The sequence below is a fragment of the Microbacterium sp. Marseille-Q6965 genome (assembly GCF_946151065.1).
In the GTDB taxonomy this organism is placed as follows: domain Bacteria; phylum Actinomycetota; class Actinomycetes; order Actinomycetales; family Microbacteriaceae; genus Microbacterium.
In genome coordinates this window covers 1,182,087-1,208,528 of sequence record NZ_CAMGZA010000001.1, presented here as the reverse complement: position 1 = coordinate 1,208,528, position 26,442 = coordinate 1,182,087, and the positions used below count along the sequence as shown (strand labels likewise).

The window sequence follows — 26,442 nt, the reverse complement described above, 5'->3', positions numbered from 1 at the left end:
GGGGCGTCGCCGACCGGCAATTGGCCCGTGAGACGCCGAAGCGCGCCGAGGCAGCGTATCGCCGCCCCGGCGCGCTTTCGGCCGACGGGGGATCAGTACCAGTTGGTCGCCTGCGAGTGACCCCACGCGGCACACGGGGTGCCGTAGGCGCGCGAGATGTAGTCGAGGCCCCAGCGGATCTGGGTGACGGGGTTGGTCTGCCAATCGGCGCCGACCGTCGCCATCTTCGAACCGGGCAGCGACTGGGGGATGCCGTAGGCGCCGCTGGAGGGGTTCATGGCCTGGTAGTTCCAGCCAGACTCCTTCATCCAGAGGCTCGAGAGGCAGCCGAACTGGTCGGCGCCCCAGCCGTAGTCGGCCGCGGCGATGTCGCGTGCCGCGGCCTGAGCGCCCTGCGGAGTGCTCGCGTTGGCGACGGCCTGGGCGGCGGCCGCCTCGGCGGCGGCGCGCTCGGCCGCCGCGGCCTGTTCGGCGGCGGCCTTCTCCTCGGCAGCGCGCTTCTCCTCCGCCGCCTGGCGGGCGGCATCGGCCTTGACCTGCGCGGTCTGCGCGACGACCTCCTGCGCCTCCTGCGCCGCGGCGTCGACGAGGCCCACGACCTTCACCTGGGGCATCGTGTCGTAGTTGCTGAGCTTGTGCACGTAGTCGCGCAGTTCGCCCGTGTCGACGCCCTCGACGGCCGTATCGAGCACGGCGTTCGCCTCGGCGATCGTCGACTTCGCCTCGTTGACCACGGCGTCCGGGATGGACAGCTCGGGCGCGGTGGCGGCGGAGGCTGCGGTGGCGTGGGTGGCGCTCTCGGTCTCCGCCTGCGCGGCGATGGCGGAGCCGGTGACGAGGAGCGCGGCCCCGAGCGCGGCCGTCGCGATGAAGCGACCGCGGCGTGCGGGGCGAGTGTGGCGTGGGGTGTGGACGGGTGTGGCGTGCGGAAGCGTGTGAAGCATCAAATCCATGGGTGTTCGGTGCACCCGCGTCGAGCGTCCGGGCGGTTTCGGGTCCCGCCCGGACGGTGGCCGCGCTCGGGTTGGCGGCCCCGCGCGGTCAGCACGCGGGCGATCGGGTAGACCGAAAGACCTTGCCACCCGCAACCTGAGCGCCACCCGGCGTTTACCTGGGCGTCGCGTGAAAGCGGAACTCCTGGTCGCATGGCGATTCTTGCGCCGCGTCGGCTGGCAGAGGGGCCGCGATCGGCGTCAGCATGCGGATCGCGGGGCAGCCGGTATCTTGCATAACGAGGGGGTAACGGCCCGCCGGAATCGATCACCTCCGAGTTCCCTGAGAGGCGCGTTCCGGCCCGGTTTCAGAGCTCGATGCCCCGGTCCTCGTCGTTCACGCCGGCATTTCGGCCCCGCCGGCTCTCGAAGGCGAGGAAGATGCCGAGGGCCGCGAGAAGGCCGAGCAGCAGGCCGAGCCCGACGTTCTGCAGGATCACGCCGATGAGGGCGCCGAGGGCCAGCACGCCGAGCGCGAGGAGCAGACTGCGTGAGCGGGTCATGGCACTCACCCTACGGGCTGCGTGCACGCCGCCGGCCTCAGCGCTGGCGGTGGTCCTCCATGTGCAGCCGCGGTCCGCGCCGCGGTTCGGCCCGCCCGGCGGCGTAGATGAGCCGGATGACCCGCTGGCGGTGTCCGCGCCAGGGCTCGAGCAGCTCGACCATGCCGGCGTCGTCCGTGCGGGTTCCGGTGAGGGCATAGCCCACGTGATGGGCGAGGTGGAAGTCGCCCACGCTGACCGCGTCGGGATCGCCGAGCGCGCGGATCCGCGTCTCGGCGATCGTCCACGCCCCGACGCCGCGCAGGCTCTGGAGCGCGGCATCCAGTCGACCGCCGGCTGCGGCTCGCTCGAGCGAGGCGGCGCGGGAGGCCGCCTCGACGATCGTGCGCGCCTGGGGTGGTTCGAGCCCGGCGCGGTGCCACGCCCAGGAGGGCACGCGCCGCCAGCCTTCCGGGGTGGGCGGCGCGAACAGCGGCACCGGCGTCGGCCCGGGCGCGCGCTCGCCGAACCAGCTCACCATCCGGCGCCAGGCGCCGAAGGCCTGCCGCAGGGTCACCTTCTGCTCGGTGATCGCCTGCGCAAGGGCGTCGAACAGCAGGTCGGTGCGGCTCATGCGCAGGCCGGGGTGACGGCGGTGCGCCTCGGCGATCCAGGGGAGGCGCGGTTCGAAGGAGGACGGGTCGTCCCCGGCGCCGCACAGCCCCGGGGCCTGCCCGAGCGCCCATTCCCGACCCGGACCCCACGCCGCGAGGAGCACGACGCCGTCCGCCCGCTGCCGCAGTGCGAGGGTGGCGACACCCTGAGGGGTGCGCGTGGCGCGCCAGATGACCGGACCGTGAATGGTCTGCGTGGGGTCGCCCGGGCCGCGCTGCAGCCCGGCGACGGTGGCGACGAGGTCGAGGTCGCCACGGGGCCGGTACTCGCTCTCGATCCGCGGCCCCGGGTCCGGCCGCGGATCGCGCACGCGCGTCGGATGACGCGGTGCGAGCGCGGCGGCGGGAATCATCCCTCCACGCTACGCCGGGCCGCCGACAGGAACGGTGTGACCGGCGCGACGGGTCAGAAGCGGTCGGGCGAGGGGGTGCCCGTGCTGTAGCGGATGGCGACGTCGGCGTGGCGATCGAAGCGGTAGCCGACCCCGCGCACCGTGCGCACGATCTCCTCGTACCGTCCGAGCTTGGCGCGCAGGCGCCGCACGTGCACGTCGATCGTGCGCTCGCCGGGCGCGCCGGCGTCGTCGGCGTCCCACAGCGACTCGACCAGCTCGCCGCGCGCGATCGTGCGGCCCTCCCGCAGCACCAGGTACTGCAGCAGCTCGAACTCCTTGAAGGTGAGGGGAGCGGTCTCGCCGTCGATCACGATGCGCTTGCGCGACAGGTCGACGACCACACCGGTCTCGGCGTCCGGCTTCGCCACCTCCTGCTTCGTGCGGGCGATGGCGCCCGGCTCCTTGAGCGCGAGGCGCACGACGTCCACGTCGCGGCCGCCCGCCGACTGCGGGGCGAGGGCGACGGCGGCGTAGGTCTCGGCGCTCGGCGCCAGCTCGGCGATGGTGCGGCGCAGCGCCTCGACGAGCGTGGGCAGGCTCACCCCGTCGATCGCGGCCTTGACCTCGTCGAGGCCCACGTACAGGGCGAAGCCGCGGGGCGAGGTGCCGGCGGGAAGGTTGGCGGCGGAGGAGCGGATCGACGAATCGGCCGGCGCCGGTGCGGGGGTCGAAGCGGGGCGGTCGAGGTAGGCGGTGTTCGACATGAGGAGGTCCTTCGGCTGTCACCCGATGCGGGTGTGCGTCGTTGCCGCATCGGTGCGATGCGGCGGGGCCGCGGATCCGAGAGGATGCGGCGGGAACGGCTCCCGAGGGAGCGCGAGCTCAGCGACCGTGAGAGCGGCGCGAGCGGTGCAGCGAGGAACGAATTCGACTCAGCGGCACATTCGACAGCACATGCCAACGCGACCGGGCATCATCATCCCGGCAACTCCATTCGCCTCCTGGGCGGACAGAATCGTGGCGTTGGCAGACATGCCGCCGATTATTGCCCGCGGTGACGCCGCGTGTCAAACCGCGTCGGCATGTGACGGAACATGACGCCGAACGGCGACTCGGCGCCGGTGTCCGCGGACGCGCGTACCCTGTTCGGGTGACCGATCTCACGTTCGCGAATGACGTCGCAGCCTCCCGCTACACGCTGCACCGCGGAGACGACCTGGTGAGCGTGCTGGACTACCGCGACAACGGCAAGACCGTCGCGCTCACGCGCGCCTTCACCGTGCCCACCTTCCGCGGGCACGGCTACGCCGCCGAGATCACCGAACGGGCCGTCGCCGACATCGAGTCGCGCGGCGATCGCGAGGTGCTGCCGGTGTGCTGGTACGTGGCCGACTGGTTCGCCGCCCACCCCGAGCGCGCGGGCGTGCTCGCCGCCCGCTGACGCGCGGGGTGTTCCGGATGTCGGTGGCCCGGTCTAGCGTCGGGTCATGGACATCATTCTCATCCCCGGCTTCTGGCTCGACGGCTCCTCGTGGTCGGCGCAGGTCCCGGCCCTGGAAGCCGCGGGGCACCGCGTGCACACGCCCACCCTGCCCGGCCTTGCCCCGGGCGACAGCAAGGACGTGGGGCTGCAGGATCAGATCGACGCCGTCGTGGCGCTGATCGACGAGATCGACGGTCCGGTCGTGCTGGCCGGTCACTCGGGCGGTGGCAACGTGGCATGGGGAGCGGCCGATGCGCGGGCGGAGCGCGTGGCACACGTCGTGTTCGTCGACGCGTTCCCGCCCCCGGACGGCATGTCCGTCAACGACGAGCTGCCGGTGGTGGAAGGGGTCATCCCGTTCCCGCGCGAGCGCGACGAGTACTTCGACGCCGCGGAGTTCGCCGATTTCACCGACACCCAGCTCGAGGAGTTCGTCGCGAACGCGATCCCGCAGCCGGCGCGAGTGGCGACCGATCCGATCCATCTGCACGACGAGGCCCGTCACCGTATCCCGGTGACGATCTTCGCCACCGCGTTTCCGAAGGAGCAGATCGAGCAGTTGATCGAGGCCGGCCACCCCATGACCACCGAGCTCGACGCCGCGGCGGAGCTCACGATCATCGGTCTGCCCACGAGCCACTGGCCGCAGCTGACCAAGCCGGTCGAGACCGCGCAGGTGCTCGTCGAGGCAGCGGATCGCGCCGCCGAGGACAGCGAGTAGCGGTCGGGTCACTCGGCTCGATCGAACCACGCCAGGTCGAGTTCGGCGCTCGGACCGACGGGGTTCACGACCAGCCCGGCCATGCCGTCCTGGCGTGCGCTCGCGACGATCCGATCGATGGTCGTTGGCTGGGCCATGGCGTCCGGCGCCCACGCCCACAGCTCGGCCGGGCTCGTGAACACGGCGTGCAGGACGCTCCCGTCCGGGCGGGTGGCGGTGGCGATGCGGTAGCCCGCCACCTCACCGTCCTCGCCCGGCACGGGGATTCCGCCCACGTAGACGACGGCGTCGCGCAGCAGACGGAGGAACTCGTCAAGGGGCACGCCACCGTCGGTCATGGCGGACGCGAGTCGCGCCGCGTCGGCCGGGTTCGCCCCGAGGGCGCGGGAGATCTCGTCGCCGTACGCGATGAACGCGCCGTCGGTGCCCGCATCGATCACGATGCCCTCGTGCTGCGCGATGGCGTGCTCGAGCGTCGCCGCACCGGATTGCGCGAGGGAGCGGGGTTCCTCCGCCGAGGCGAAGGCGCGCAGGCGGTCGTTGTCGGTGAAGGCCAGCAGCAGGTCCTTGCCGTCCGCGTCGCGCACCGACGCCACCGCGAGCGTGTCGCCCTGCTGCATGGGGTTGTCGGGATCGGCGAACGTCGATGCGCTGATGTCGAGCAGCAGCTGCCCCGACATCGCGCGCCGCAGCGCGTCGCTGTGGGTCTGCGCGTCCTTCCGCTCGGCCCAGGCGTCGAGCGCCTGCTGGAGACGGGCGTGCTGCACGAGCGATGGCTGCGGGGCGTCGGTCATCCGGCCACGCTACGCGGACGCAGCACGATCCGCGACCCCGCTGGCCCCGGCGTCGGCGAGCCACGCGAGGATCCGATCCGCCGCCGGGCGCGGGTTGCGGATCATCGTCTCGTGCCCGCTGTCGGGGACCTCGCGCAGCTGCCCGAGCGGGAGGGCGTCGGCGACCGCGCGGCACCACGGGCGGGGTGCGACGAGGTCGTTCTGGCCCCGCAGGACGAGCGCCGGCTCGCCGACGCGGGGGAAGGCGAGCTCCGGCGCGTGCGTGAGCATGGCGCGCATCTTCTGTCGCAGGTGCGGCCCCGCACGCAGGTACTCGCGCGCCCCGATGAGCAGCACCTTGAGGCTCTCGTCGAGCAGGTCGGCGGCGAGCCGCCGCAGCTGGGTGAGCGCGCGTCGCTGGCCGATCTCGACGGTCGGGCCGATAAGCACGGGGCGCGCACGCAGGCCGGGGTGCCGCGCGGCGACCTCGACCGCGACCTGCGAGCCCATCGAGTGGCCGATCAGCACCGGCGCCTCGATCCCCTGCGAGCGCAGGAACGCGGCGACCAGGTCGGCCATGCGCTCGACGGTGAGCACCCGCGGCGGCTCGGGGGCCTCGCCGAAGCCGGGCAGGTCGACCGCGATGGTGCGGCCGTGCGCCCCGAGTTGTGCGCCCAGACCGCCGAAGACGCTCCGCCCCATCCCGATCCCGTGGATGAGCACGAACGTCGGCGCGCCCGCCCCGCGCTCCTCCCACACGAGCGTGGCGCCCCCGTGTGAGAACGGGCGGGCCGGCGGCTCGAGACGCATGAGTCGACCGTACCCGGGCGCGCGTACCGCCGCGAAGAAGTGGCGCGTGCTGGTTCAGCCGGCCACGACGCGCAGCCGGACGGTGACGTCGTCGCCGTCCGCGATCCCCTCGGCGGTGCGCACGGACTTCTTGATGGGCAGGACGTAGGTCTTCTGCTCGTTGCTCGGGAACACGCTCGTCCGCCAGGTCGTGGCGCCCACCGTCACCTCCACGGGCACGCTACCGAAACCGGCACCCGGGATCACGTGGCCCTCGACGACGTCGGAGACCTCGAAGGGCAGGCTCACGAACCACCAGCCGGATGCCTCGGTGCGCGCGGACCACTTCCACAGCGGCGCGGTGAAGGTGTGGGTCGACATCGCTCCATCATCACCTGCGGCCGGGTATCGCCGTTCGCGGCGGTGTGCCGCGGGAATGTCGGCGCCCGTCCTTACCGTGGGGGTATGCGCATCCTGCACACCTCGGACTGGCACATCGGGCGGTCGTTCCACGGGAACTCGACGCTCGATGCGCTGCGCGGTGTGCTCGCGACCCTGACCGAGCAGGTGCGGGAGCATCGCGTGGACGTCGTCGTGGTCGCCGGCGACGTGTTCGACTCGGCGACGCCGGCGGCTTCCTGCTACACGATGCTCACCGACGTGCTGCGAGACATCAGCGACGCCGGCGCGCAGATCGTGCTCACCAGCGGCAACCACGACAACGCGGCGCGGCTCGGGTTCATGGCTCCGCTGCTGCGCGACGGCATCCACGTCGTCACCGATCCCGCGCGGGTGGGCACCCCGATCACGCTCACCGACGAGCACGGGCCCGTTCACTTCTACGGCATCCCCTACCTGGAGCCGATCGTCGTCCGCGGCGTCTGGGCCGGCGTCCCCCTCCGCACACAGGAGCAGGCGATCGCCCACGCGATGTCTCTCGTGCACGCGGATCGCGCGGTGCGCGGCGGCCGCTCGGTGGCCGTGTCACACTGCTTCGCCGCGGGGGTGGAGGCCAGCCCGGGCGTCGAGCGCGAGATCCGCACCGACCTGCGGCAGGGCTCGCTCGACGTGGTGCCGCTGTCGGCCTTCGACGGCCCCGACTACGTCGCCCTCGGCCACATCCACGGCCGGTCCCGGCTGGGCGAGCACGTGCGCTACAGCGGCGCGCCGCTGCACTACAGCTTCAGCGAGGCCGGCAAGCCGCGCGGGTCGTGGCTCGTCGACCTCGACGCCGACGGCCTCGCCCGCGTCGAGTGGTTGGAGCTGCCGGTGCCGCGGCCCCTCGTCACCCTGCGCGGCACGCTCGACGAGCTGCTCTCGGATGCCTCGCACGAGGCCCACATCGACGCGTGGGTGTGCGCGGTACTGACCGATGCGACGCCGCAGCCCGAGCCGATGCGTCGCCTGCAGCAGCGCTTCCCGCACTGCGCCACCATCCAGCTCGATCCGCAGGGGCGGGTGGAGGACGACGGGCGGAGCTACCGCGCTCGCGTGGTGGCGGCCCGCAGCGACGGCGAGCTCATCGACACCTTCCTCACGCATGTGCGCGAGGGTGAGGGTGCGTCGGCCGATGAGCACGAGATGTTGGCCGACGTCATCGCGTCGCGCGCGGCGGCGGCGCACGAGGCGACGGTGCCGGCATGAGGATCCATCGCATCGAGATCGAGGGGTTCGGGCCGTTCCGCACCCGCCAGACGGTGGATCTCGACGCCTATGCCGCCGACGGCATCTTTCTCATCGGCGGGCGCACGGGCGCCGGCAAGTCGAGCATTCTCGACGCCGTGTGCTTCGCCCTGTACGGGTCGGCGCCTCGCTACGAGGATGGCGACAAGCGTCTGCGCAGCGACCACGCCGAGCCGGATGACCGCACCGAGGTGGCGCTCGAGTTCACGACCGGGGGGCGGATGTGGCGGATCGAGCGCTCGCCCGACTACATGCGCCCGAAGAAGCGCGGCGACGGGTTCACCCCTCAAAAGGCCGAGGCGCGCATGTTCGAGCGGGTCGGCGAGGAGTGGATCGGCCGCGCCGCGCGGCCCGTCGACGTCGCGCAGCTCGTGGACGAGGTCATCGGTCTCACACAGCAACAGTTCCTCCAGGTGATCCTGCTGGCGCAGGGTCGCTTCGCGCGCTTCCTGCTCGCCAAGAACGACGAACGCCAGGCGCTGCTGCGCACCCTGTTCGGCACCCAGCGCTTCGAGGATTACGAGAAGACGCTCGACGAGCGGCGCAAGGACGCCCTCGCCCGGGTCGAGAGCGAGAGCCAGGCCCTGACGGCGCGGCTCGAGCACGCGGAGGCGATCGCGGGCGACCTCCTCGATCCGCTCGGCGAGACCGCGGGGCTCGACGACCGCATCGCCTGGGCCGGGCGCGCGGCGCTGCGCGCGCGACACCTGGCGGAAGAGGCCGACGCGGTCCTGCAGCAGGCGACCCGGCGGCTCGAGGTCGCCGAGTCCCGGCACGCCGAGCGCACCGCTCAGCGCGACAAGCAGCAGCGCCGCGACACCGCCCGGGCGTCCCTCGCGGCGCTCGAGGGGCGCGCCGACGAGATCGCCGGCCTGCGGGCGGAGCGCGACGCCGCGCAGCGGGCCGAGCCCGTGCGCGCGGCGAGGGACGCCGCCGCTCGGGCGCTGGCCTCCCTCGAGGCCGCGGGGGCTCGGCTCGAGGAGGCCGGCCGCGCGTGGCATGACGCCCGCGGCGACCACGACGCCGGCGCGGACGCCGACGCCCTCGCCGAAATCGTCGCCGCGGCGCAACAGCGCATCGGCTCCTGGCGCCCGCTGGGCGACCTCGAGGCACGCCTCGCGGCCGACGAGACGGCGCTCGCCGAGCTGCGGGCCCGCGCCGAGCGCGCCGCCGAACGTGCCGACGCCCTCGCCGAGCGCGTGCGTGACCTGCCCGCCGAGCGGGAGCGGATCCGCAACGCCCTCGGGCAGGCCGACGTCGCGGCCGCGACCCTCGACGCGCTCCGGCAGGCCGTCGACGCCGCCGAGTCCCGGCTCGGCGCGGCGCGGTCGCTCGCGGAACTCTCCGACGCACAGCGGGCCGCCTTCGAGGCGCTGCAGCAGGCCAAGAAGGCCAAGGACCACGCCGAGGCGCACCTGGCCGATCTGCAGGCACGCCGATTCGCGGGCATGGCGGGGGAGCTCGCCGCCGGACTCGTCGACGGGGAGGCGTGCGCGGTGTGCGGATCCACCAGCCACCCCGCTCCCGCCGCGCGCGGCGACGACGCCGTCACCGTCGACGACATCGAGCACGCCGACGTCTCCCGCCGCGAGGCGACCGCCGCCTACGAGGCCGCGAACACGGCGCTGGCCGAGGCGGACCGCGCGCATGCCGACGCACAGAAGGACGCCGGCGGACGGGGCGTGGACGAGCTCGAGATCGAGCTGACCGCGAAGCGGCAGGAACTGGCGGCCGCGGAGGCCGCCGCCGCCGAAAGGGATCGGCTGGCGGCGGAGCGCCTCGCGCTCGAGGCCGAGGCCGAGCGCGCCGACGCCGAGCAGGCGGCGCTCATCGCCGAGCGCAGCGACCTCGACGCCCGCATCGCGGCGGCCGAGACCGCGCTCACGCAGAACCGCGCCGCCGTCGCGGAGGCACGCGGTTCCGCCGACTCGGTCGCCGCCCGGATCGACGCGGAACAGCGCCTCGTGGTCGCGGCGACCGCGTACGCCGACGCGCAGCGGGAATCGGCTCGGGCGGAGCGCGCCGCCGCCGACGCGGCGGACGCGCTGCAGGCGGCGGTCGAGGAAGCGCGCTTCGCCGACGCCGAGACGGCGTTCGCGGCGCTGCGCGAGGCGCGCCAGCGCGAGGCGCTGGAGGCCCGTGTCCACGAGTACGACGCCGCGCTCGCCGGCGCCCGGTCCGCCCTGCTCGAGCTGGAGCTCGAGGCGCTGCCCGAGGAGCCGGTCGACACCGCGGGCAGCGCCGACGACGTCGCCCTCGCCAAGGAGACGTGGGCGGAGGCCGTGAAGCGGCACACCACGGCGACCGAGCGCGTCCGCGCGCTCGAGGAGGCGGCGGAGCGGATCGGCTCCGCGCACGCGCAGATCGCCGACCTTGCCGCCGAGGCCGCCGCGATCCGGCGCCTCGCCGACACGGTCGCGGGGCGGGCGCCGAACGCCAAGCGCATGAAGCTCGAGACGTTCGTCCTGGCCGCCGAGCTGGAGGAGATCGTCACCGCCGCGAATCTCCGTCTGTCCGAGATGTCGGACGACCGCTACCGCCTGCAGCACAGCGACGCGCTCGCGGCGCGGGGCGCGGCGAGCGGACTGGGGCTCGAGGTGATGGACCGGTTCACCGGTCGCACCCGCCCCCCGCACTCGCTCTCGGGGGGCGAGACCTTCCTCGCCTCCCTGGCCCTCGCCCTGGGCCTCGCCGAGGTCGTCACAAACCGCGCCGGTGGCATCCGCCTCGACACGCTGTTCATCGACGAGGGGTTCGGATCCCTCGATGCCGAAACCCTCGATGTCGCCATGCGCACCCTGGACGAGTTGCGCCAGGGGGGCCGCACCGTCGGCATCATCAGCCACGTCGAGGCGATGAAGGAGCAGATCCCCGCCCAGCTCCGGGTCGAGCAGACGCCGCAGGGGTGGAGCGTCATCCGGCAGGACATCTCGGCCTTCGTCTGAAACGGCTCTGGCACGTAGGCTGGGCACGTGAACAAGAGCAGCGTCTGGACCTGGATCGGCGTCATCGTCGCCGTCGTCATCGCCTGGTTCGTTATCGAGCTGCTCTTCTCGCTGATGTGGTTCGTGGCCAAGCTCATCGCCGTCGCGGTCGTCGCGGTGATCGTCTTCGTCGCCCTGCGCCTGGTGTTCGGCCGCAGCGAAGAGTGACGGCCGCCATGGACGTCCCGCCGCTCGTCGCGAGCTTCACGATCGCGCTGCCCGACTGGGTCCGCGACGAGCTCGCCGGCGTGCCCGAGGAGATCCCGTCGGTCGAGGACCGCATGGCCCTGGCCCACCGCCTCGCCGACCGGAACTGGCGCGAAGGAACCGGCGGGCCGTTCGCCGCCCTCGTCTGTGAGCGCGGCACGGGCCGCATCGTCTCGGTCGGAGTGAACGCGGTGCTCGGCAGCGGTGTGTCCTCCGCGCACGCAGAGGTCGTCGCGCTCGGTCTCGCCCAGACCCGCCTGCGCGGCTGGGACCTCGGTGGCGAAGGCCTTCCCGAGCACGAGATCGTCGTCAACGCCCGCCCGTGCGTGCAGTGCTACGGCGCCGTGCTGTGGTCGGGCGTCCGCTCGCTCGTCATCGGCGTGGACGGACCCGAGGTCGAGGAGATCACGACCTTCGACGAGGGTCCGCTCGTGCCGGACTGGGCCGCGCAGTTCGAGATCCGCGGCATCAGCGTGACGCAGGGTCTGCTGCACGACGAGGGCGTGGCCGTGCTGCGCGCGTACCGCGACGCCGTCGACGCCGGCGACGTCACGGTCTACAACGCGCGCTCCGGCGCGTAGGCCCAGCCCGCCGGTCGCGCGACGAGCGGGACCCACACCCGGCCGGGCAGTCGGCGTCCGAGGCCTTGTCAGCGCCCCGGTGCATCGCCCTACAGTGGGGCATGGAGAACACGACCGGAACCATCGTGGCCGTCGTCGGATCCGCGTCCGACGAGGTCCTCGCCCACCTCGACGGCATCGACGGGGTCGAGACCCTGGCCCTGCGCGACACCGAGCCGGCGCTCGCCGCCCGCCGTATCAGCGCGAGCAGCCGGCCATGGATCGTGCACGACGCCGACCCGCTCGAACACGTGGGAGCCGCGTGGGTGGAGCTGTTCGAGGAGCGCGCGACCCTCGGCACGCTGGAGCTCGAGATCGAGCAGGCGCTGGCACACTTCGAGCGCGGCGCCGTCATGCCCGACTACTACATCGTCCTCGAGCCCGAGACGGCGCCCGAGACGTGGCGTCACTGGTGGTGTGGCGCGCTCGGGTACCGTGCGCCGCGGCGGATCCTGCCCGCGCCGAGTGCCGAGGCACCCCGTGACGCCGCGGTGCGGCAGTTGCTGCGCGCCCTGCCCGCCTCGCGGCCGTGGCCGAAGCCCTCGAGCTGGTTGCCCGGACTGGCCATGGAGATCCCCGACCGGATCGGGCTGCGCGACCGCGTCGAGAGCGACCCGGCCTGAGCGTCACGGCGCCAGGTCGGCAAGGGCCACCGGTCGCACCATCCGGTACTGCTCCTCCCGCACCCATCGCAGGCCGTCGCGGCGGTGCTCCGCGCGTGTGGCGAAGCGGTAGCGGTACATCGTGACCCGGATCCAGCGGGGGCGGCGGCCGTCGAACGGATCCCGGCGCAGGAGGCGAAGGGTGGCGCGGTCGGCCTCGAGCAGTCGCAGCAGGAAGACCTCGAACCAGGGCTCCAGGCGGCCCAGGGCAAGGAACCACATGAGCCAGTCCAGCCGAAGATGATAGGGCGCGACCTGGGGCGGCAGACGCCGCGGATCGCCCGGCTTGCCCTTGAACTCGTACTCGCGCCACCGGGCGGTGCGCGGATCCTCATCCTCGGTCCCCTCGACGACGACCTCGTCGCGCACGCGCGTGACGGTGCCGAACGCCCCGTATGTGTTGCCGAGGTTCCAGCGGTTGAAGCTCGCGTTCATCAGCTGTCGCCGCGAGGCCAGGTTGCGGGCGGCCGGCCAGCTCAGCGCCGCGTACCCGACCGCCACCACGGTCGTGATGACGAGCCACCAGAGCGGCAGCTCGGCCGACGCGGAGGGCAGCCACGCCAGGGCGTTCGGGGGAACCGCGATGGCGGAGGCCGCCAGCACGATCGGCGACCAGTTCAGCCAGGCGAAGTTGCCGGTCGCCACCAACCACAGTTGGGTGAGGATCACCACGATCGCGCCGGCGGTGCCGAGCGCATAGGGAATCGCGTCGGGCAGCACGAGGGCGAGCGCCGGCGCGAACAGCAGCCACGGCGCGACGAGCTGCGCGAGGTGGTTGCCGATCACCTCGAGCTTGTGGAACCAGCGCGGCAACAGGTGCGCCTGCCTGCTGAGCGGCCCGGGCATCGGCTGCGTCTCGTGGTGGAACGTCATGGCGGTGAGGTCGCGCCACTCGCGCCCGCCGCGGATCTTGATCATGCCGGCGCCGAACTCGAGCCGGAACAGCAGCCACCAGTACAGCACGATGATGAGGGTGGGCGGGGGCTGGTCGTTCGACCCGAGGAACGCGGCGAGGAACCCCATCTCGAGCAGCAGCATCTCCCAGCCGAAGCCGTAGAACGTCTGCCCGATCGAGACGACGGACATGTAGCCGAACCAGAGGGCGAGGAAGCAGACCATCGGCAGCCACGGCGGGCCCAGCTGCGGCACGCCCGCCACGAGCAGCGCCGCAACGACGATCCCCGCCACGCAGAGGGCGACCAGTCGACGATCGGTGTAGCGGATCCACCGGAACAGCGTCGGCCGCAGCATGCGGCCCGCGCGATCGGAGGAGCGCGCCCATTCCAGCAGCTCGGGCGCGGGCAGCAGCCCGTGTTCCCCGAGCAACGGGCGGAACTGATTCAGGCTCGAGACGAACGCGATGAGATACAGCGCCGCGGTGCCTCGCTGCAGCACCTGCCGCGCGAACTCGAAGTCGACCGCCGCGAAGCCGTCCATGCGTCACACCCTAGAGCGGCTCGCGGGGTACGTCAGGGCCCTAGTCGACGAGATCCGGAAGCGCCTGCTTCAGCTCGGCGAGCCATGCACGCGCGTTGCCGTCGGAGGGTGCGCGCCAGTCGCCCCGCGGCGACAGCGAACCGGTCGGCGAGACCTTCGGCCCGTTCGGGATCGCGGAGCGCTTGAACTGGGCGAACCCGAAGAAGCGCTTCAGGAACACCTGCAACCACTTCGCGATCGTGGGCAGGTCGTAGCCGAATCGATCCTCCTCCGGGAAGCCCGGGGGCCAGGATCCGGCGTGCGGGTCGGCCCAGGCATGCTGCGCAAGGAATGCGATCTTCGAGGGCCGCATGCCGTGGCGCAGGATGTGGTGCAGAGCGAAGTCGTGCAGCGCGTAGGGGCCGATCGTCGACTCGGTCGACTGCACCTCGCCGTCCTGCCCCGCCGGCACGAGTTCGGGGCTGATCTCGGTGTCGAGGACGGCCTGCAGCACGCGGGCCTCCTCGGCCGAGACGCCCTGCTCGTCGCCATGCGCGATCACCCAGCGGATCAGGTGCTGGATGAGCGTCTTCGGCACGCCGGAGTTGACCCCGTAGTGGCTCATCTGGTCGCCCACCCCGTAGGTCGACCAGCCGAGCGCGATCTCCGAGAGGTCTCCGGTGCCCACCACCATGCCGCGGTGGTGGTTGGCCAGGCGGAAGAGGTAATCGGTGCGCAGCCCGGCCTGCACGTTCTCGAACGTGACGTCGTACACGGGCTCGCCCGAGGCGAAGGGGTGGCCCATTTGCCGCAGCATCTCGGTCGCGGCGGGGCGGATGTCGATGGTCTCGATCGTCGCGCCCACCGACTCGGCCAGCGCGATCGCGTTCGACTTGGTGTGATCGCTCGTCGCGAAGCCCGGCATGGTGTACGCGAGGATGTCGCTGCGGGGGCGCCCCATACGATCCATCGCCCGCGCGATCACCAGGAGCGCGTGCGTGGAGTCCAAACCACCCGAGACGCCGATGACCGGCTTCGGGTCGCCGATGGAGCGCATCCGCTGCACGAGTCCGGAGACCTGGATGTTGAACGCCTCGTAGCAGTCCTGCGCGAGGCGCTCGGGGTCGTCCGGCACGAAGGGGAAGCGGTCGAGCGAACGGCGCAGGCCCACGTCTCCCGTGGGCGGATCGAGCCGGAAGCGCACCGTGCGGAAGGTCATGCGGTCCTGGAAGGCGCGCCGGTTGTCGTCGAGCGTGCCCTGCCGCATCCGGTCCTGGCGCAGGCGATCCAGATCGATGTCGGCGACGGCGTGGCGTGGGCCGTCGGGGAAGCGCTCCGTCTCGGCGAGCAGCGTGCCCGCCTCGTAGATCATCGTCTGCCCGTCCCAGGAGACGTCGTTCGTCGACTCTCCCATGCCGGCTGCGGCATACGCGTACGCCGAGAGGTTCCGTGCCGAGGCCGACTGCGCGAGCAGCCGGCGATCGTCGGCGCGGGCGATCGTGATGGGGCTGCCCGAGAGGTTCAGCTGCACGGTCGCCCCCGCGAGTGCGGCCAGCGACGACGGCGGGATCGGCACCCAGTAGTCCTCGCACACCTCCGCGTGGACGACGAGACCCGGGATGTCGGACGCCTCGAACAGCAGGTCGGGGCCGAAGGGCACGGCGCGCCCGCCCAGCTCGATCTCGCCGCGCGCGTCGTCTCCCGGCGCGTACCAGCGGCGCTCGTAGAACTCGCGATACGTGGGCAGGTACGACTTGGGCGCCACGCCGAGAACCGACCCTCGGTGGATGACGACGGCGCAGTTGTAGATGCGGTTGCCCCTGGCCAGCGGGGCGCCCACGACGAGCAGCGGCATGAGGTCGGTCGACGCCGCGGCGATGCGCTCGATCGCCTCGCGCACCGCATCGAGCAGGGGGTCCTGCATCACGAGGTCCTCGATCGAGTACCCCGAGAGGCACAGCTCGGGGAACACGGCCACGGCGACGGCCTGCTCGTGCAGCTCGCGCGCGGTGGCGAGCACGGCGTCGGCGTTGGCGGCGGGATCGGCGAGGGCGAGGGGGGTCGTGCAGGCCGCCACCCGCGCGAACCCGTGCCCGTACGCGCTGTCGAACTCGAAGTCGCTCACGCGTTCAGTCTGTCACGCGAGGGCCGGGGCGGCCGGGGATGTCGCACCCCGCGGATAGCCTCGAACGGTGAGATACATCCCGTCCCAGCAGCGCGTCGTCTGGAGCGCGAGCGACCTCAAGGCCGCCGCGGAGTGCGAGTTCGCGTGGCTGCGGGCGCTGGATGCCCGGCTCGGTCGCGTGCCCGAGGTGGACGAGCCCGAGGACGAGATGCTCGAGCGGGCCGCGCGGCTCGGCGACGCCCACGAGGAGCGGGTGCTCGGCCGCTACCGGCGCGACTTCGGGCCCGCGGTGATCGAGATCGACCGGCAGCGCTCGAGCGATGATGCGGGCATGGCCCGGGCCGTCGAAGAGACGTGGGCGGCGCTGACCGGAGCGGACGCGCGCGTGGTGTTCCAGGCGGCGTTCCAGACCGACGAGTTCGTCGGGTTCGCCGACTTCCTGCTGCGGGAGGCGGACGGGTCCTGGCGGGTGCAGGATTCGAAGCTCGCGCGTCGCGCGAAGGTGACGGCGCTCATGCAGCTGGCGGCGTACGTCGACCAGCTCGACCGGCTCGGCATCCCGCGCTCCGCCGAGGTGGACCTGCTGCTCGGCGACGGCTCGACGAGCACCCATCGGGTCGACGATCTGCTGCCGCTGTTCCGCGTGCGCCGCCGGCGCCTCCGCGATCTCATCGCCGACCGGCGGGTGGACCTGGGTGTCGCGGGAGAGCCCATCGCGTGGGGCGATGCCCGCGGCGACCTGGGCGTGGTCGCCTGCGGGCGCTGCGCCACGTGCGAGCAGGAGGCTGTCGCTCAGCGCGACGTGCTGCTCGTGGCCGGCATGCGCCCCGTGCAGCGCGAGCGGCTGCGCGCCGCCGGCATCGCGACCATCGACGAGCTGGCCGCGGCGCCCGAGGCGCCGTACGGCATGAACCCTGAGGTGTTCGCGGGGCTGCGCACCCAGGCACGCCTGCAGATCGAGAGTCCGGCGGGGGTGCCCGCGGTCGAGACCGCGGCGGAGGAACACCCCGTCCCCGCCTACGAGGTCGTCCTGCCCGAGGCACTCGCGACCATGCCCCGCCCCGACCGCGGCGACATCTTCTTCGACTTCGAGGGTGACCCCCTCTACAGCGAGGAGGACGGAGAGGGTCACGAGGAGTGGGGCATCGACTACCTCTTCGGCTGGGTCGACATGCAGGAGCGATACACGCCGCTGTGGGCGCACGACCTGGCCGCCGAGCGCGAGGCGCTGGAACGGTTCTGCGACTTCATCGCCGCGCGCCGCGCGGCCCACCCCGACATGCACATCTACCACTACGCCCCGTACGAGCCCACCCACCTGGCGGCGATGGCCGCCCGGCACGGCGTGCGCGAGGCCGACGTCGACCGGATGCTGCGCGATGAGCTGTTCGTCGACCTGTACCCGATCGTGCGCCGGGCGGTGCGGGTGGGATCGCGCTCGTACTCCATCAAGAAGCTCGAGCCGCTGTACATGGGCGACGAGGTGCGCACGCAGGACGTGCAGCAGGGCGGCGACTCGATCCTGCGCTACGTGGAGGCGCGAGCGCTGCGGGACGAGGGGCGCACGGCGGAGGCGCAGGAGATCCTCGATGACCTTGCGGCGTACAACGCCTACGACTGCGTCTCGACGCGGCGCCTGCGGGACTGGCTCGTCGATCGTGCCCGCGAGGCGGGGGTGCTGCCCGCTCCGCCGGAGCGCAACGAGGCCACCGCCTACGAGCCCTCGCCGCTCGCTGAGGCGCTGCGGCTGCGCGCCGCCGCGGGCGAGGCGGACGATCCCGACACCGTGGCGCTGCGGCTGGGGGCCGCCGCCATCGATTACTACCCCCGCGAGGCGAAGAGCTTCTGGCAGGGGCACTTCCAGCGCCTGCGCGAGCCCCTCTCGCTGTGGGCCGACACGCGCGACGTCGTGGCGGTCGACGTGTCGCGCAGCCGGATCGTCGAGGACTGGCACGTGCCCGAGGAGGGGCGCCGCGCCGAGCGCCGCCTCGTCGCGCTGCGCGGCGACGTCGCCCCCGGCACGCGTATCCGCGAGGGGGCCGAGCCGTTCGTGCTCTACGCGCGGCCCGCGCCGTTCCCCGCGGAGGTGTCGCCGCGGTGGATCCATGTGCCGCGCAGCGTGCGCGTCGTCGAGGAGCTCGAGGACGGCGTCGTCGTGGAGGAGACGGCGATCGGCGGCATGACGTGGAGCGAGCTGCCCGTGGCCGTCGCGCCGTCACCCCCGCCGCGCGCCGGGAACCAGCAGAAGGCGATCGAGGCATGGGCGGACGCGGTGCTGTCGGCGGCCGACGCGCCGCTCGACACCGCGCGGATGGGCGAGCGGCACGCCGCGGCCGCGCTCGCCGGCGTGCCCACCGCCGCCCCGCGCGGCGGCGCCACGGGGGCGGCCGTGGCCCCCCTCTTCCCGGCCGATCCGGCCACCGACCTGGTGCGCCGGCTTCCCCCGCGGGTGCGGGGCGGCCTCACCCCGAGCAGGGGCGACGACGTCGCGGCGATCACCGCCTCCCTTCGCGCTCTCGACCGCGGCTACCTCGCGGTGCAGGGCCCGCCCGGCACGGGGAAGACCTATGTCGGCTCCCACGTCATCGCGCGCCTCGTCGCCGAGCACGGCTTCAAGGTCGGCGTCGTCGCACAGTCCCATGCCGTCGTCGAGCACATGCTTGATCGCATCGTCGCCGCCGGGCTGTCGCCCGCGCGCGTGGCCAAGGCCCCCAAGGACGGCGGAGCTGCGGCGTCCTTCACCGTGATCCCGAAGAACGGCGTCGCGGCCTTCACCGCCGAGCACCCCGATGGGTATGTCATCGGCGGCACGGCGTGGGACTTCGCGCACGAGCAGCGCGTGCCGCGGGGCAGCCTCGACCTGCTCGTGATCGACGAGGCGGGGCAGTTCTCGCTGGCCTCCACGATCGCGGTCTCGCTGGCCGCGCAGCGTTTGCTGCTGCTCGGCGACCCGCAGCAGCTGCCGCAGGTGAGTCAGGGCACGCACCCGGAGCCGGTCGACACCTCGGCGCTCGGCTGGGTGATGGACGGCGAGCAGGTGATCCCGCCCACCCACGGGTACTTCCTGGCCCGGTCCGTGCGCATGCACCCCGCCGTGGCCGAGGTCGTCTCCGCCCTCTCCTACGCCGGCAGGCTCGCGTCGCGCGAGGGTGCCGAGCTGCGCTCGGTGGCAGGCGTCGAGCCGGGCCTGCACGCCGTGCCCGTGCGGCACCGCGGGAACGCGACCGAATCGCCTCAGGAGGCGGCGGAGGTCGTCCGGATCGCGCGCGACATCGTCGGGCGTGCCTTCACCGATATCCGGATCGAGGACGACGGCACGGCGGTCCCGTGCGCTCCGCGCCCGGTGACGGCCGCCGACGTCATCGTCGTCGCCCCCTACAACGCGCAGGTGCTGTGCGTCGAGCGCGCACTCGCCGAGGCGGGACTCGGCGACGTGCGGGTGGGCACCGTCGACCGGTTCCAGGGGCAGGAGGCGGCGGTGTCGATCGTGACGCTCGCGGCCTCGTCCGGGCGCGACGCGCCGCGCGGCAGCGACTTCCTGCTGCTGCAGAACCGCCTCAACGTCGCCGTGTCCCGCGCGATGGTGGCCGCCTACCTCGTCCACTCGCCGGCGCTGCTCGACGATCTGCCGCACAGCGCCGACGGCGTGGTGCGGATGAGCGCCTTCGCGCGCCTCGTGGGGGCGTGAGCGCCGAGGGCCCGCAGGGCGCTTCCGCCCGGCGCGCCCGGTGGCCCGGTTCAGCCGTGGTCGTCGTCCACCGGTCGCGGCGGGCCCGGCCGTGAAGAGCCGCGCCGGATCATCCAGGCGCCCACCGCGCACGCCGCGAGGTTGTACACGAGCAGCCACGATCCGCGGCCGCCGAGGTCACCGACGATCGTGCCCATCGAGGTGATCAGGCCCCACAGCCCCAGCCCGACGAGCGTGTAGCCGCCGGAGACGAGCACCTCAGTAGCCGGCGGAGCCGTAAAGGCGGTCGCCCGCGTCGCCGAGGCCCGGCACGATGTAGCCCCGCTCGTCCAGCTTCTCATCGAGCGCGCCGAGCACGAGCGTCACCTCGCGGCCCGCCGTCTGCTTCTCGATGTGCGCCACGCCCTCGGGCGCGCCGAGCAGGCAGATCGCGGTGACGTCCACGGCGCCGCGGTCGAACAGGAACTCGATGGCCGCGCCCAGCGAACCGCCCGTGGCCAGCATCGGGTCGAGGACGAAGCACTGGCGGTGGCTGAGGTCGTCGGGAAGGCGCTCGGCGTACGTGGTGGGCTCGAGGGTCTCGTGGTCACGCACCATGCCGAGGAACCCGACCTCGGCGGTGGGCACAAGCTTCACCATGCCCTCGAGCATGCCGAGGCCCGCGCGCAGGATCGGCACGACGAGCGGCTTCGGGTCGCTGATCTCCACCCCGACGGTCGTCGTGACGGGGGTCTGGATCTCGCGCGGCGAGACCCGCACGTTGCGGGTGGCCTCATACGCCAGGAGCGTGACGAGCTCCTCGGTGAGCTGACGGAACACCGGCGAGGGCGTCTTCTCGTTGCGGAGGACGGTCAGCTTGTGGGTGATGAGCGGGTGGTCCGCAACGTGCAGGCGCATGGATCCAGGCTACCGGCGCGCACCTGCGGAGAGACAATGAGGCGAGCGGGGTGCCGCGCGGGCACCCGCGGAAAGGGGTCTCACCATGAAGGCACTGCAGTACGTCGAAGTCGGGAAGGCGCCGGTCGTCGTCGACGTCCCCACCCCCGAGCCGGGGCCGGGCCAGGTGCGTCTGAAGGTCACGGCCGCAGGCGCCTGCCACTCCGACTCGTTCGTCATGGGGCTCAGCGAGGAGCAGTACGCCCAGTTCGGCTACCCCCTGCCCATGACGCTCGGCCACGAGGGCGCTGGCGTGGTCGACAAGCTCGGCGAGGGGGTCACGAGCGTCGCCGTCGGAGACGCCGTGGCGGTGTATGGCCCGTGGGGCTGCGGCACCTGCTACCAGTGCGCCCAGGGCAAGGAGAACTACTGCGAGCGCGCCGCGGAGCTCGGCATCACCCCGCCCGGACTCGGTCACGACGGATCCATGGCCGAGTACATGATCATCGACGACCCTCGCCACCTCGTTCCGCTGGGAGACCTCGACCCGGTCGAGAACGTCGCCCTCACCGACGCGGGCCTCACCCCTTATCACGCCATCAAGGGCTCGCTGCCGAAGCTCGGCGCGGGCAGCACGGCCGTCGTCATCGGCACCGGCGGCCTCGGTCACGTCGCGATCCAGATCCTGCGCGCCCTCACGCCCGCCACGGTCATCGCCCTCGACGTCAACGACGAGAAGCTCGCACTCGCGAAGGACGTGGGGGCGCACCACGCGTTCCTCTCGAACGACGACGCCCCGGCCGCGATCGAGAAGGTCACAGGGCGTCGTGCGGTCACCGCCGTCTTCGACTTCGTCGCGATCCAGCCCACCATCGATCTCGGCGCCGCCCTTTCGGGCGTCGAGACCGACCAGGTGATCGTGGGCGTCGGCGCCGCCAAGACCGACGTGGGCATGCTCGCCAAGCCGTACGACTCGAGCATCCGTTCGCCGTACTGGGGCTCGCGCTCCGAGCTCATCGAGGTGCTGAACCTCGCCCGCGCCGGCCTCATCCACGTCGAGACCGAGCGCTTCTCGCTCGACGACGCGCCGGAGGCATACCACCGCCTGCACGAGGGCACCCTGCGCGGTCGCGCGGTCATCACGCCGTGATCGCCGCGCGCGGCCGATCCGTTCCCGGCCGGCCGCGCGCGTACGCTCGAACCATGACCCCGCACCCGGCCGATGCCGCGGCCATGGATCGTGCGCTCGCGCTCGCGGCCGAGGCCGCCGCCGCGGGGGAGATCCCCGTCGGCGCCGTCGTGCTCGACCTCGACGGGCGCGTCATCGGCGAGGGACGCAACCTGCGCGAGGAGCGCCACGACCCGTCCGCGCACGCCGAGGTGGTGGCGCTGCGGCAGGCGGCCGAGGCGATCGGATCGTGGAACCTCGAGGGACGCACCCTCGTGGTCACGCTGGAGCCGTGCCTCATGTGCGCGGGCGCGGTGCTGCAGGCCCGGATCGGCCGGCTGGTCTTCGGTGCGTGGGACGACAAGGCGGGCGCCGCCGGCTCGCAGTACGACGTCGTGCGCGACCGGCGGCTGCCCTATCGCGCCGAGGTCATCGGCGGCGTGCGGGAGGAGGAGTCGCAGCGGCTGTTGCGCGGCTTCTTCGAACCGCGGCGCTGACCGGCCCCCTCCCTGCGCCGGCCACGTCAGCGCGGCAGCTGGGGCAGCACCTCCTCGCCCACATAGGCGAGGTGGTCGAGGTCGGTCATGTCGATCATCTGGAAGTAGATGCGCTCCGCGCCGAGCTCCCGCAGGCGTCCGACACGGTCGACGATCTCGCCCGCCGACCCGCAGAAGGTGAAGTCCGCGCGGAACTGCGCAAGGTCCACCCCCGTGTTCGCCGCGCGTCGCGCGAGGTCCGCCTCGGTGGCGCCCGCGAGCAGGGTGAGCCCCACGGTGCGCTTGAGGGTGGCGGGGTCGCGGCCGATCGCCTCGCATGCCGCGGCGACGCGGGCGAGCCGGTCCGCGATGACGTCCTCCGCCTGGAAGACGATGTTGAACTCCGTGGCGTACCGCGCCGCCAGCGCCGGGGTGCGGCTCGGTCCGGCGCCGCCCACGATGAGCGACATCGGGTTCTGTACGGGCTTGGGAAGCGCGGGGGAGTCTTCCAGGCGGTAGTGCGCGCCGTCGAACGAGAAGGTCTCGCCGACCGGCGTGCCCCACAGGCCTGTGAGGATCTGCAGCTGCTCCTCGAGCAGGTCGAAGCGCTTGGCCGGGAAGGGCATGCCGTAGGCGCGGTGCTCGGCCTCGTACCAGCCGGTGCCGAGGCCCAGCTCGAATCGGCCGCCCGACATGGCGTCCAGCTGCGCCGCCTGGATCGCGAGGAGCCCGGGGTGGCGGTAGGTGACCGAGGAGACGAGCGTGCCGAGGCGGATCCGCGACGTCTCGCGGGCCAGGCCGGCGAGCGTCGTGAGGGCGTCGGTGGGTCCGGGCAGGCCGTCGAAGAAGTCGCCCATCTTGAGGAAGTGGTCCGAGCGGAAGAACCCGTCGAAGCCGTGGCGCTCGGCGGTCTGCGCGAAGGCGAGCTGGGTGTCGTAATCGGCGCCCTGCTGGGGCTCGGTGAAGACGCAGTACTCCATGTCGTCAGTCTGCCGCACGATCAGACGCGGTCGGCGAGGATCGCCAGCCGGCGCCCGCCGACGCGGGTGAGCAGCAGGGTGGCCGACTCGTCGCCGCGCAGCGCCAGCTTGCGGCGGAACGCGGCCGGATCCACATCGACGCCGCGCTTCTTGATCTCCAGGACGCCGATGCCGCGGGCGCGCAGCGCCTTGCCGAGGCCCTTCGCATCGGCGGGCAGCGTCTCGCGGACCCGGAAGCTCGACACGAAGGGACTCGTCAGGGGGGCCTCGCCCGTGAGGTAAGCGATCCCGGGCGCGATCGGCCCGGCGTCGAGCGCGCGGGCGACGTCGCCGATGAGGCGGGCGCGGATGACGGCGCCCTCCGGTTCGTGCAGGAACGCACCGAGCGGGCGCACCGGCTCATCGGGCGCGTCCGCGGGAGCAGTGAGCTCGTGCGCGGAGCCGTCGCGCAGCACGAGCGCCGAGCGGCGCACGCCGTCGCGGGCCAGCGCGCCCGACCAGAGCACGAGCTCCACGGTCGACCCGTCCGCGCTCACCCATTGCGCCTCGGCGTCGTCCGGAAGGGCGTCGCGGTCGTGGGCGGGGCCGAGCTTGATGCCGGTCGGCACGCGCGCCGCGAGGGCGAACGCCCAGTCCAGCGGCGGGGAGTACTCCGCCGCCGCCACCCGGGACGTCTCGGTGTGTCCGGCCGTGCGCCGGGCCGGATCGAGCCACACGGCGTCGACCGCCGAGAGGTCCGTCTCCTCGGCGCGCCCGTGCGTCACCGTGGTGCCCGGGCGGAACGGAGCGAGGTTGTAGGCGGCGAGCGCCGCCGTGACCTCGTCCGCCTCGACCGCCGTGACATCGAGCCCCAGCCCCGCGAACGCGAGCGCGTCGCCGCCGATCCCGCAGCCGAGGTCGGCCACCCGCGTCAGGCCGGCGCGGCGCAGGCGCTCGGCGTGGTGGGTCGCAACGGCCAGGCGCGTGGCCTGCTCGAGGCCGGCGCGCGTGAAGAGCATCCGCTCGGCGAGCGTGCCGAACTTCGCGGCGGCACGCCGGCGCAGGCGAGCCTGACCGACCACGGCCGACACCAGCTCGGGGGAGTGCCCCGCCGCACGCAGCCGCGACACCGCGCGGGCGGCATCGTCGGTCGACTCGATCGGTCCGGTCTCGTCGAGCAGCCGCAGGCCTTCGGGCGTGAGCAGTGCGGTGAGTTCGCCGATCTCCATCCCTCCACCCTACGGACGGCCCGCACCGCCCCCGTTGCCGCGCAGGGTGAGTGACTGGGGTGCCCCGATGCGTGCTCCGAATCCCTCCCGGACACCCGTGCCCGTGCCCCCTGCCCGACCCCCGAAATACCCCCTATCGCGGATAGGGAGTCCGGGAGGCATCCCCGATGTGCGGGCAGGGCGGCGATTCCTAATGTGAAGCCATCACCAGCGCGATGGGGCCGAGACCCCGGGATGAGGACACAGAAATGAGCATCGACATCAACGACTTCGAAGAGTCGTTCAACACCGCGGTCGTGAATTCGTTCAACACCGACGAGACGAACAACACCGCCACGATCGACGTCGGGGTCGCCGACTCGTTCAACACCGACAACTCCGTCACGGACAGCGGCAACCTCGGGGTCGACGTCGACGACTCGTTCCACGAGGACTCGCACAACCTCGACGTCGACGTCGACGACTCGGGCAACACCGACTCCTACAACGACTCGTTCTCGTACACCGACTCGTCGTGGACCGACAACTCCGACCACTCGGTGCACGACCACTCCGTCAGCGCGGGCGACCGCAGCTACGACACCGGCTTCCGCGACCTCAACCTCGCAGCGGGTGGCGCGGGCGCGGCGGGTGCCGGCGGCGGCGACCTCATGATCGACAACCGCTCGACGATCGTCGACCAGTCGGTCAACGGCAACATCGCCTCGCTCGGCCCGGTGTTCCAGGGCAGCTCCGCGGAGGCCGTCGTGGCCTCGGGCGACGAGTCGTACGCCGCCGGCGGCGACATCTCCGTCACCACGACACTCGACGAGTCGACCACGATCTCGTCCGGCGAAGGCGACGTGAACGTCGGCAACACGGTCGACATCACCAGCGTGAGCGACTCGTACAACACCACCACGATCGACCTGAGCTACGAGGACAACTCCGTCGACCTCGACCTCGACAACGTCGGCAACGACTACTCGGAGACCTACACGGCCACCGACTCGTTCAACGAGGAGACCAACCTCTTCTCGAGCACCGAGGTCGACCTCGACCTCGACGCGATCATCGGCGAAGACGTGACCGTCGTCAACGACGCCGACATCGACTTCTGAGGAACCCGATGCCCGGTCGTCGAATCCTCGAGACGCCGACGGCCGGGCATCGCTTCATCGTCCTCCCGGACAGAAAGTGAGAAAGAGAGATGTCTCTCGACTTCAACGAACTCGACGACTCGTTCAACACGCGGGTTCGTGACTCGTTCAACACCACGACCACCAACAACAACGCCACGCTCGGCGTCGACGTCGACAACGTCGGCAACGAGGACAACTCGGTCGAGAACAGCGGCAACGTCGACCTGGACGTCGAGGACTCGTTCCACGACGGCTCGCACAACGCCGACTGGGATCTCGAGCACGTCGGCAACACCGGCTCCTACAACGAGACCATCGAGATCGTCGACGAGTCGGAGACGGACAACTCCGACCATTCGGTGCACGACCACTCGATCAGCGCGGGCAACCGCAGCTACGACACCGGCTTCCGCGACCTCAACCTGGGCGGCGCGGGTGGGGCCGGCGGTGCGGGTGACACGATGATCGACAACCGGGCCACCATCGTCGACCAGTCGGTCAACAGCAACATCCTCTCGGGCGGCGGGGTCGGTCAGTGGGTCGACAGCGAAGCGGTCGTCGCCTCCGGCGACGGAGCGATGGCTGCGGGCGACGACATCGAGATCACCCAGACGCTCGACAGCTCGACGACCATCACCTCGGGAACCGGCGACGTCAACGTCGGCAACGACGTGACGATCACGAGCGTGTCGGACTCGTACAACACCGTCGACTTCACCTCGTCGGTGACCGACAACTCGGTCGACGTCGACATCGACGACTCGTTCAACGACGACTCGGAGACCTACACGGCCGACAACTCGTTCAACGAGGAGTTCACCGCGGTGGAACAGAACGAGTGGGACGTCGACGCCGATGTGATCTGGGGAGAAGAGGACGTCATCGTCGTCGAAGACGTCTCCCTGGAGGTCGAGGATTAGCGATCCCCACGATCGGCCCTCGCGCCGATCCCCAAGACCCGATGGCTCCGGTGCGGCAG

At 72.3% G+C, this 26,442-nt stretch carries 25 protein-coding genes; 12 read left to right on the top strand and 13 right to left on the bottom strand.

Annotation, left to right across the window (positions count from 1 at the left end):
• Positions 1–92 precede the first annotated feature (92 nt).
• The 4 genes from N8N77_RS05755 to N8N77_RS05740 all read right to left on the bottom strand — a co-directional run bounded on the left by N8N77_RS05755 (position 93) and on the right by N8N77_RS05740 (position 3,247).
• Positions 93–953 (bottom strand): phospholipase, encoded by an 861-nt coding sequence (locus tag N8N77_RS05755; protein WP_261165330.1) that lies wholly within the window; start codon positions 951–953, stop codon positions 93–95.
• Between the two features lie 347 nt (positions 954–1,300).
• A complete protein-coding gene (locus N8N77_RS05750; RefSeq protein ID WP_261165328.1) occupies positions 1,301–1,495 on the bottom strand; it encodes a hypothetical protein in 195 nt (64 codons plus the stop codon).
• Between the two features lie 37 nt (positions 1,496–1,532).
• The gene (locus N8N77_RS05745) at positions 1,533–2,501 is read right to left on the bottom strand and encodes a DNA-3-methyladenine glycosylase (RefSeq protein ID WP_261165326.1); all 969 of its coding nucleotides are present in this window, start codon (positions 2,499–2,501) and stop codon (positions 1,533–1,535) included.
• Between the two features lie 53 nt (positions 2,502–2,554).
• Complete coding sequence (locus tag N8N77_RS05740) at positions 2,555–3,247, bottom strand: winged helix-turn-helix domain-containing protein (protein WP_261165324.1); 693 nt, start codon at positions 3,245–3,247, stop codon at positions 2,555–2,557.
• Positions 3,248–3,633: 386 nt separating this feature from the next.
• On the opposite strand from N8N77_RS05740, the gene N8N77_RS05735 reads away from it, so the two are divergent.
• Entirely contained in the window at positions 3,634–3,924 is a 291-nt protein-coding gene (locus N8N77_RS05735) for a GNAT family N-acetyltransferase (RefSeq protein WP_261165322.1), read from the top strand.
• 46 nt (positions 3,925–3,970) lie between these two features.
• Complete coding sequence (locus N8N77_RS05730) at positions 3,971–4,687, top strand: alpha/beta fold hydrolase (RefSeq protein WP_261165320.1); 717 nt, start codon at positions 3,971–3,973, stop codon at positions 4,685–4,687.
• An 8-nt stretch (positions 4,688–4,695) separates the two neighbouring features.
• Here N8N77_RS05730 and N8N77_RS05725 read toward each other — a convergent pair whose 3' ends face one another.
• Genes N8N77_RS05725 through N8N77_RS05715 form a run of 3 tightly spaced genes read right to left on the bottom strand, consistent with a single transcriptional unit; the run spans position 4,696 to position 6,630 of the window.
• Entirely contained in the window at positions 4,696–5,481 is a 786-nt protein-coding gene (locus N8N77_RS05725) for an SseB family protein (protein ID WP_261165319.1), read from the bottom strand.
• Between the two features lie 9 nt (positions 5,482–5,490).
• Positions 5,491–6,270, bottom strand: a complete 780-nt coding sequence (locus tag N8N77_RS05720; RefSeq protein ID WP_261165318.1) for an alpha/beta fold hydrolase — start codon at positions 6,268–6,270, stop codon at positions 5,491–5,493.
• Positions 6,271–6,324: 54 nt separating this feature from the next.
• Complete coding sequence (locus N8N77_RS05715; RefSeq protein WP_261165316.1) at positions 6,325–6,630, bottom strand: DUF1905 domain-containing protein; 306 nt, start codon at positions 6,628–6,630, stop codon at positions 6,325–6,327.
• An 84-nt stretch (positions 6,631–6,714) separates the two neighbouring features.
• Here N8N77_RS05715 and N8N77_RS05710 point away from each other — a divergent pair, with 84 nt between their 5' ends.
• From N8N77_RS05710 to N8N77_RS05690, 5 genes are all read left to right on the top strand, one after another.
• The gene (locus tag N8N77_RS05710) at positions 6,715–7,893 is read left to right on the top strand and encodes an exonuclease SbcCD subunit D (protein ID WP_261165314.1); all 1,179 of its coding nucleotides are present in this window, start codon (positions 6,715–6,717) and stop codon (positions 7,891–7,893) included.
• Positions 7,890–10,877: an SMC family ATPase gene (locus tag N8N77_RS05705; protein WP_261165312.1), complete on the top strand. Its 2,988-nt coding sequence runs from the start codon at positions 7,890–7,892 to the stop codon at positions 10,875–10,877. Before N8N77_RS05710 ends, N8N77_RS05705 begins: the two co-directional genes overlap by 4 nt.
• Positions 10,878–10,904: 27 nt before the next feature.
• Positions 10,905–11,084 carry a hypothetical protein gene (locus tag N8N77_RS05700; RefSeq protein WP_261165310.1) on the top strand — a complete coding sequence of 60 codons (180 nt, stop codon included), beginning with the start codon at positions 10,905–10,907 and terminating at the stop codon, positions 11,082–11,084.
• Between the two features lie 8 nt (positions 11,085–11,092).
• Positions 11,093–11,704, top strand: a complete 612-nt coding sequence (locus tag N8N77_RS05695; RefSeq protein WP_261165308.1) for a nucleoside deaminase — start codon at positions 11,093–11,095, stop codon at positions 11,702–11,704.
• 101 nt (positions 11,705–11,805) lie between these two features.
• A complete protein-coding gene (locus N8N77_RS05690) occupies positions 11,806–12,366 on the top strand; it encodes a hypothetical protein (protein WP_261165307.1) in 561 nt (186 codons plus the stop codon).
• Between the two features lie 3 nt (positions 12,367–12,369).
• Here the strand turns inward: N8N77_RS05690 and N8N77_RS05685 are convergent, their stop codons facing one another.
• A complete protein-coding gene (locus N8N77_RS05685) occupies positions 12,370–13,842 on the bottom strand; it encodes a lipase maturation factor family protein (RefSeq protein ID WP_261165304.1) in 1,473 nt (490 codons plus the stop codon).
• A 40-nt stretch (positions 13,843–13,882) separates the two neighbouring features.
• Positions 13,883–15,946 carry an NAD(+) synthase gene (locus N8N77_RS05680; RefSeq protein ID WP_261165303.1) on the bottom strand — a complete coding sequence of 688 codons (2,064 nt, stop codon included), beginning with the start codon at positions 15,944–15,946 and terminating at the stop codon, positions 13,883–13,885.
• Between the two features lie 67 nt (positions 15,947–16,013).
• Between N8N77_RS05680 and N8N77_RS05675 the strand changes: the two genes are divergently transcribed.
• The gene (locus tag N8N77_RS05675; protein WP_261165301.1) at positions 16,014–19,634 is read left to right on the top strand and encodes a bifunctional RecB family nuclease/DEAD/DEAH box helicase; all 3,621 of its coding nucleotides are present in this window, start codon (positions 16,014–16,016) and stop codon (positions 19,632–19,634) included.
• A 50-nt stretch (positions 19,635–19,684) separates the two neighbouring features.
• On the opposite strand, the gene N8N77_RS05670 is transcribed toward N8N77_RS05675, so the two are convergent.
• Both N8N77_RS05670 and upp read right to left on the bottom strand, forming a co-directional pair.
• Complete coding sequence (locus N8N77_RS05670) at positions 19,685–19,891, bottom strand: hypothetical protein (RefSeq protein ID WP_261165300.1); 207 nt, start codon at positions 19,889–19,891, stop codon at positions 19,685–19,687.
• A gap of 1 nt (position 19,892) precedes the next feature.
• Positions 19,893–20,531 carry a uracil phosphoribosyltransferase gene (gene upp / locus N8N77_RS05665; protein ID WP_261165299.1) on the bottom strand — a complete coding sequence of 213 codons (639 nt, stop codon included), beginning with the start codon at positions 20,529–20,531 and terminating at the stop codon, positions 19,893–19,895.
• 85 nt (positions 20,532–20,616) lie between these two features.
• Here upp and N8N77_RS05660 point away from each other — a divergent pair, with 85 nt between their 5' ends.
• Positions 20,617–21,660 (top strand): NAD(P)-dependent alcohol dehydrogenase, encoded by a 1,044-nt coding sequence (locus tag N8N77_RS05660; RefSeq protein ID WP_261165297.1) that lies wholly within the window; start codon positions 20,617–20,619, stop codon positions 21,658–21,660.
• Positions 21,661–21,713: 53 nt separating this feature from the next.
• Entirely contained in the window at positions 21,714–22,175 is a 462-nt protein-coding gene (locus N8N77_RS05655; RefSeq protein ID WP_261165295.1) for a nucleoside deaminase, read from the top strand.
• Positions 22,176–22,201: 26 nt separating this feature from the next.
• Here the strand turns inward: N8N77_RS05655 and N8N77_RS05650 are convergent, their stop codons facing one another.
• Both N8N77_RS05650 and N8N77_RS05645 read right to left on the bottom strand, forming a co-directional pair.
• Entirely contained in the window at positions 22,202–23,134 is a 933-nt protein-coding gene (locus tag N8N77_RS05650; protein WP_261165293.1) for an LLM class F420-dependent oxidoreductase, read from the bottom strand.
• A 20-nt stretch (positions 23,135–23,154) separates the two neighbouring features.
• On the bottom strand, positions 23,155–24,342 hold the full coding sequence (locus tag N8N77_RS05645; protein ID WP_261165292.1) for a class I SAM-dependent methyltransferase: 1,188 nt from the start codon (positions 24,340–24,342) through the stop codon (positions 23,155–23,157).
• Between the two features lie 248 nt (positions 24,343–24,590).
• Between N8N77_RS05645 and N8N77_RS05640 the strand changes: the two genes are divergently transcribed.
• Together N8N77_RS05640 and N8N77_RS05635 are read left to right on the top strand one after the other, a co-directional pair.
• A complete protein-coding gene (locus N8N77_RS05640) occupies positions 24,591–25,442 on the top strand; it encodes a hypothetical protein (RefSeq protein WP_261165291.1) in 852 nt (283 codons plus the stop codon).
• 89 nt (positions 25,443–25,531) lie between these two features.
• Positions 25,532–26,383 (top strand): hypothetical protein, encoded by an 852-nt coding sequence (locus tag N8N77_RS05635; protein WP_261165289.1) that lies wholly within the window; start codon positions 25,532–25,534, stop codon positions 26,381–26,383.
• Positions 26,384–26,442: the final 59 nt, after the last annotated feature.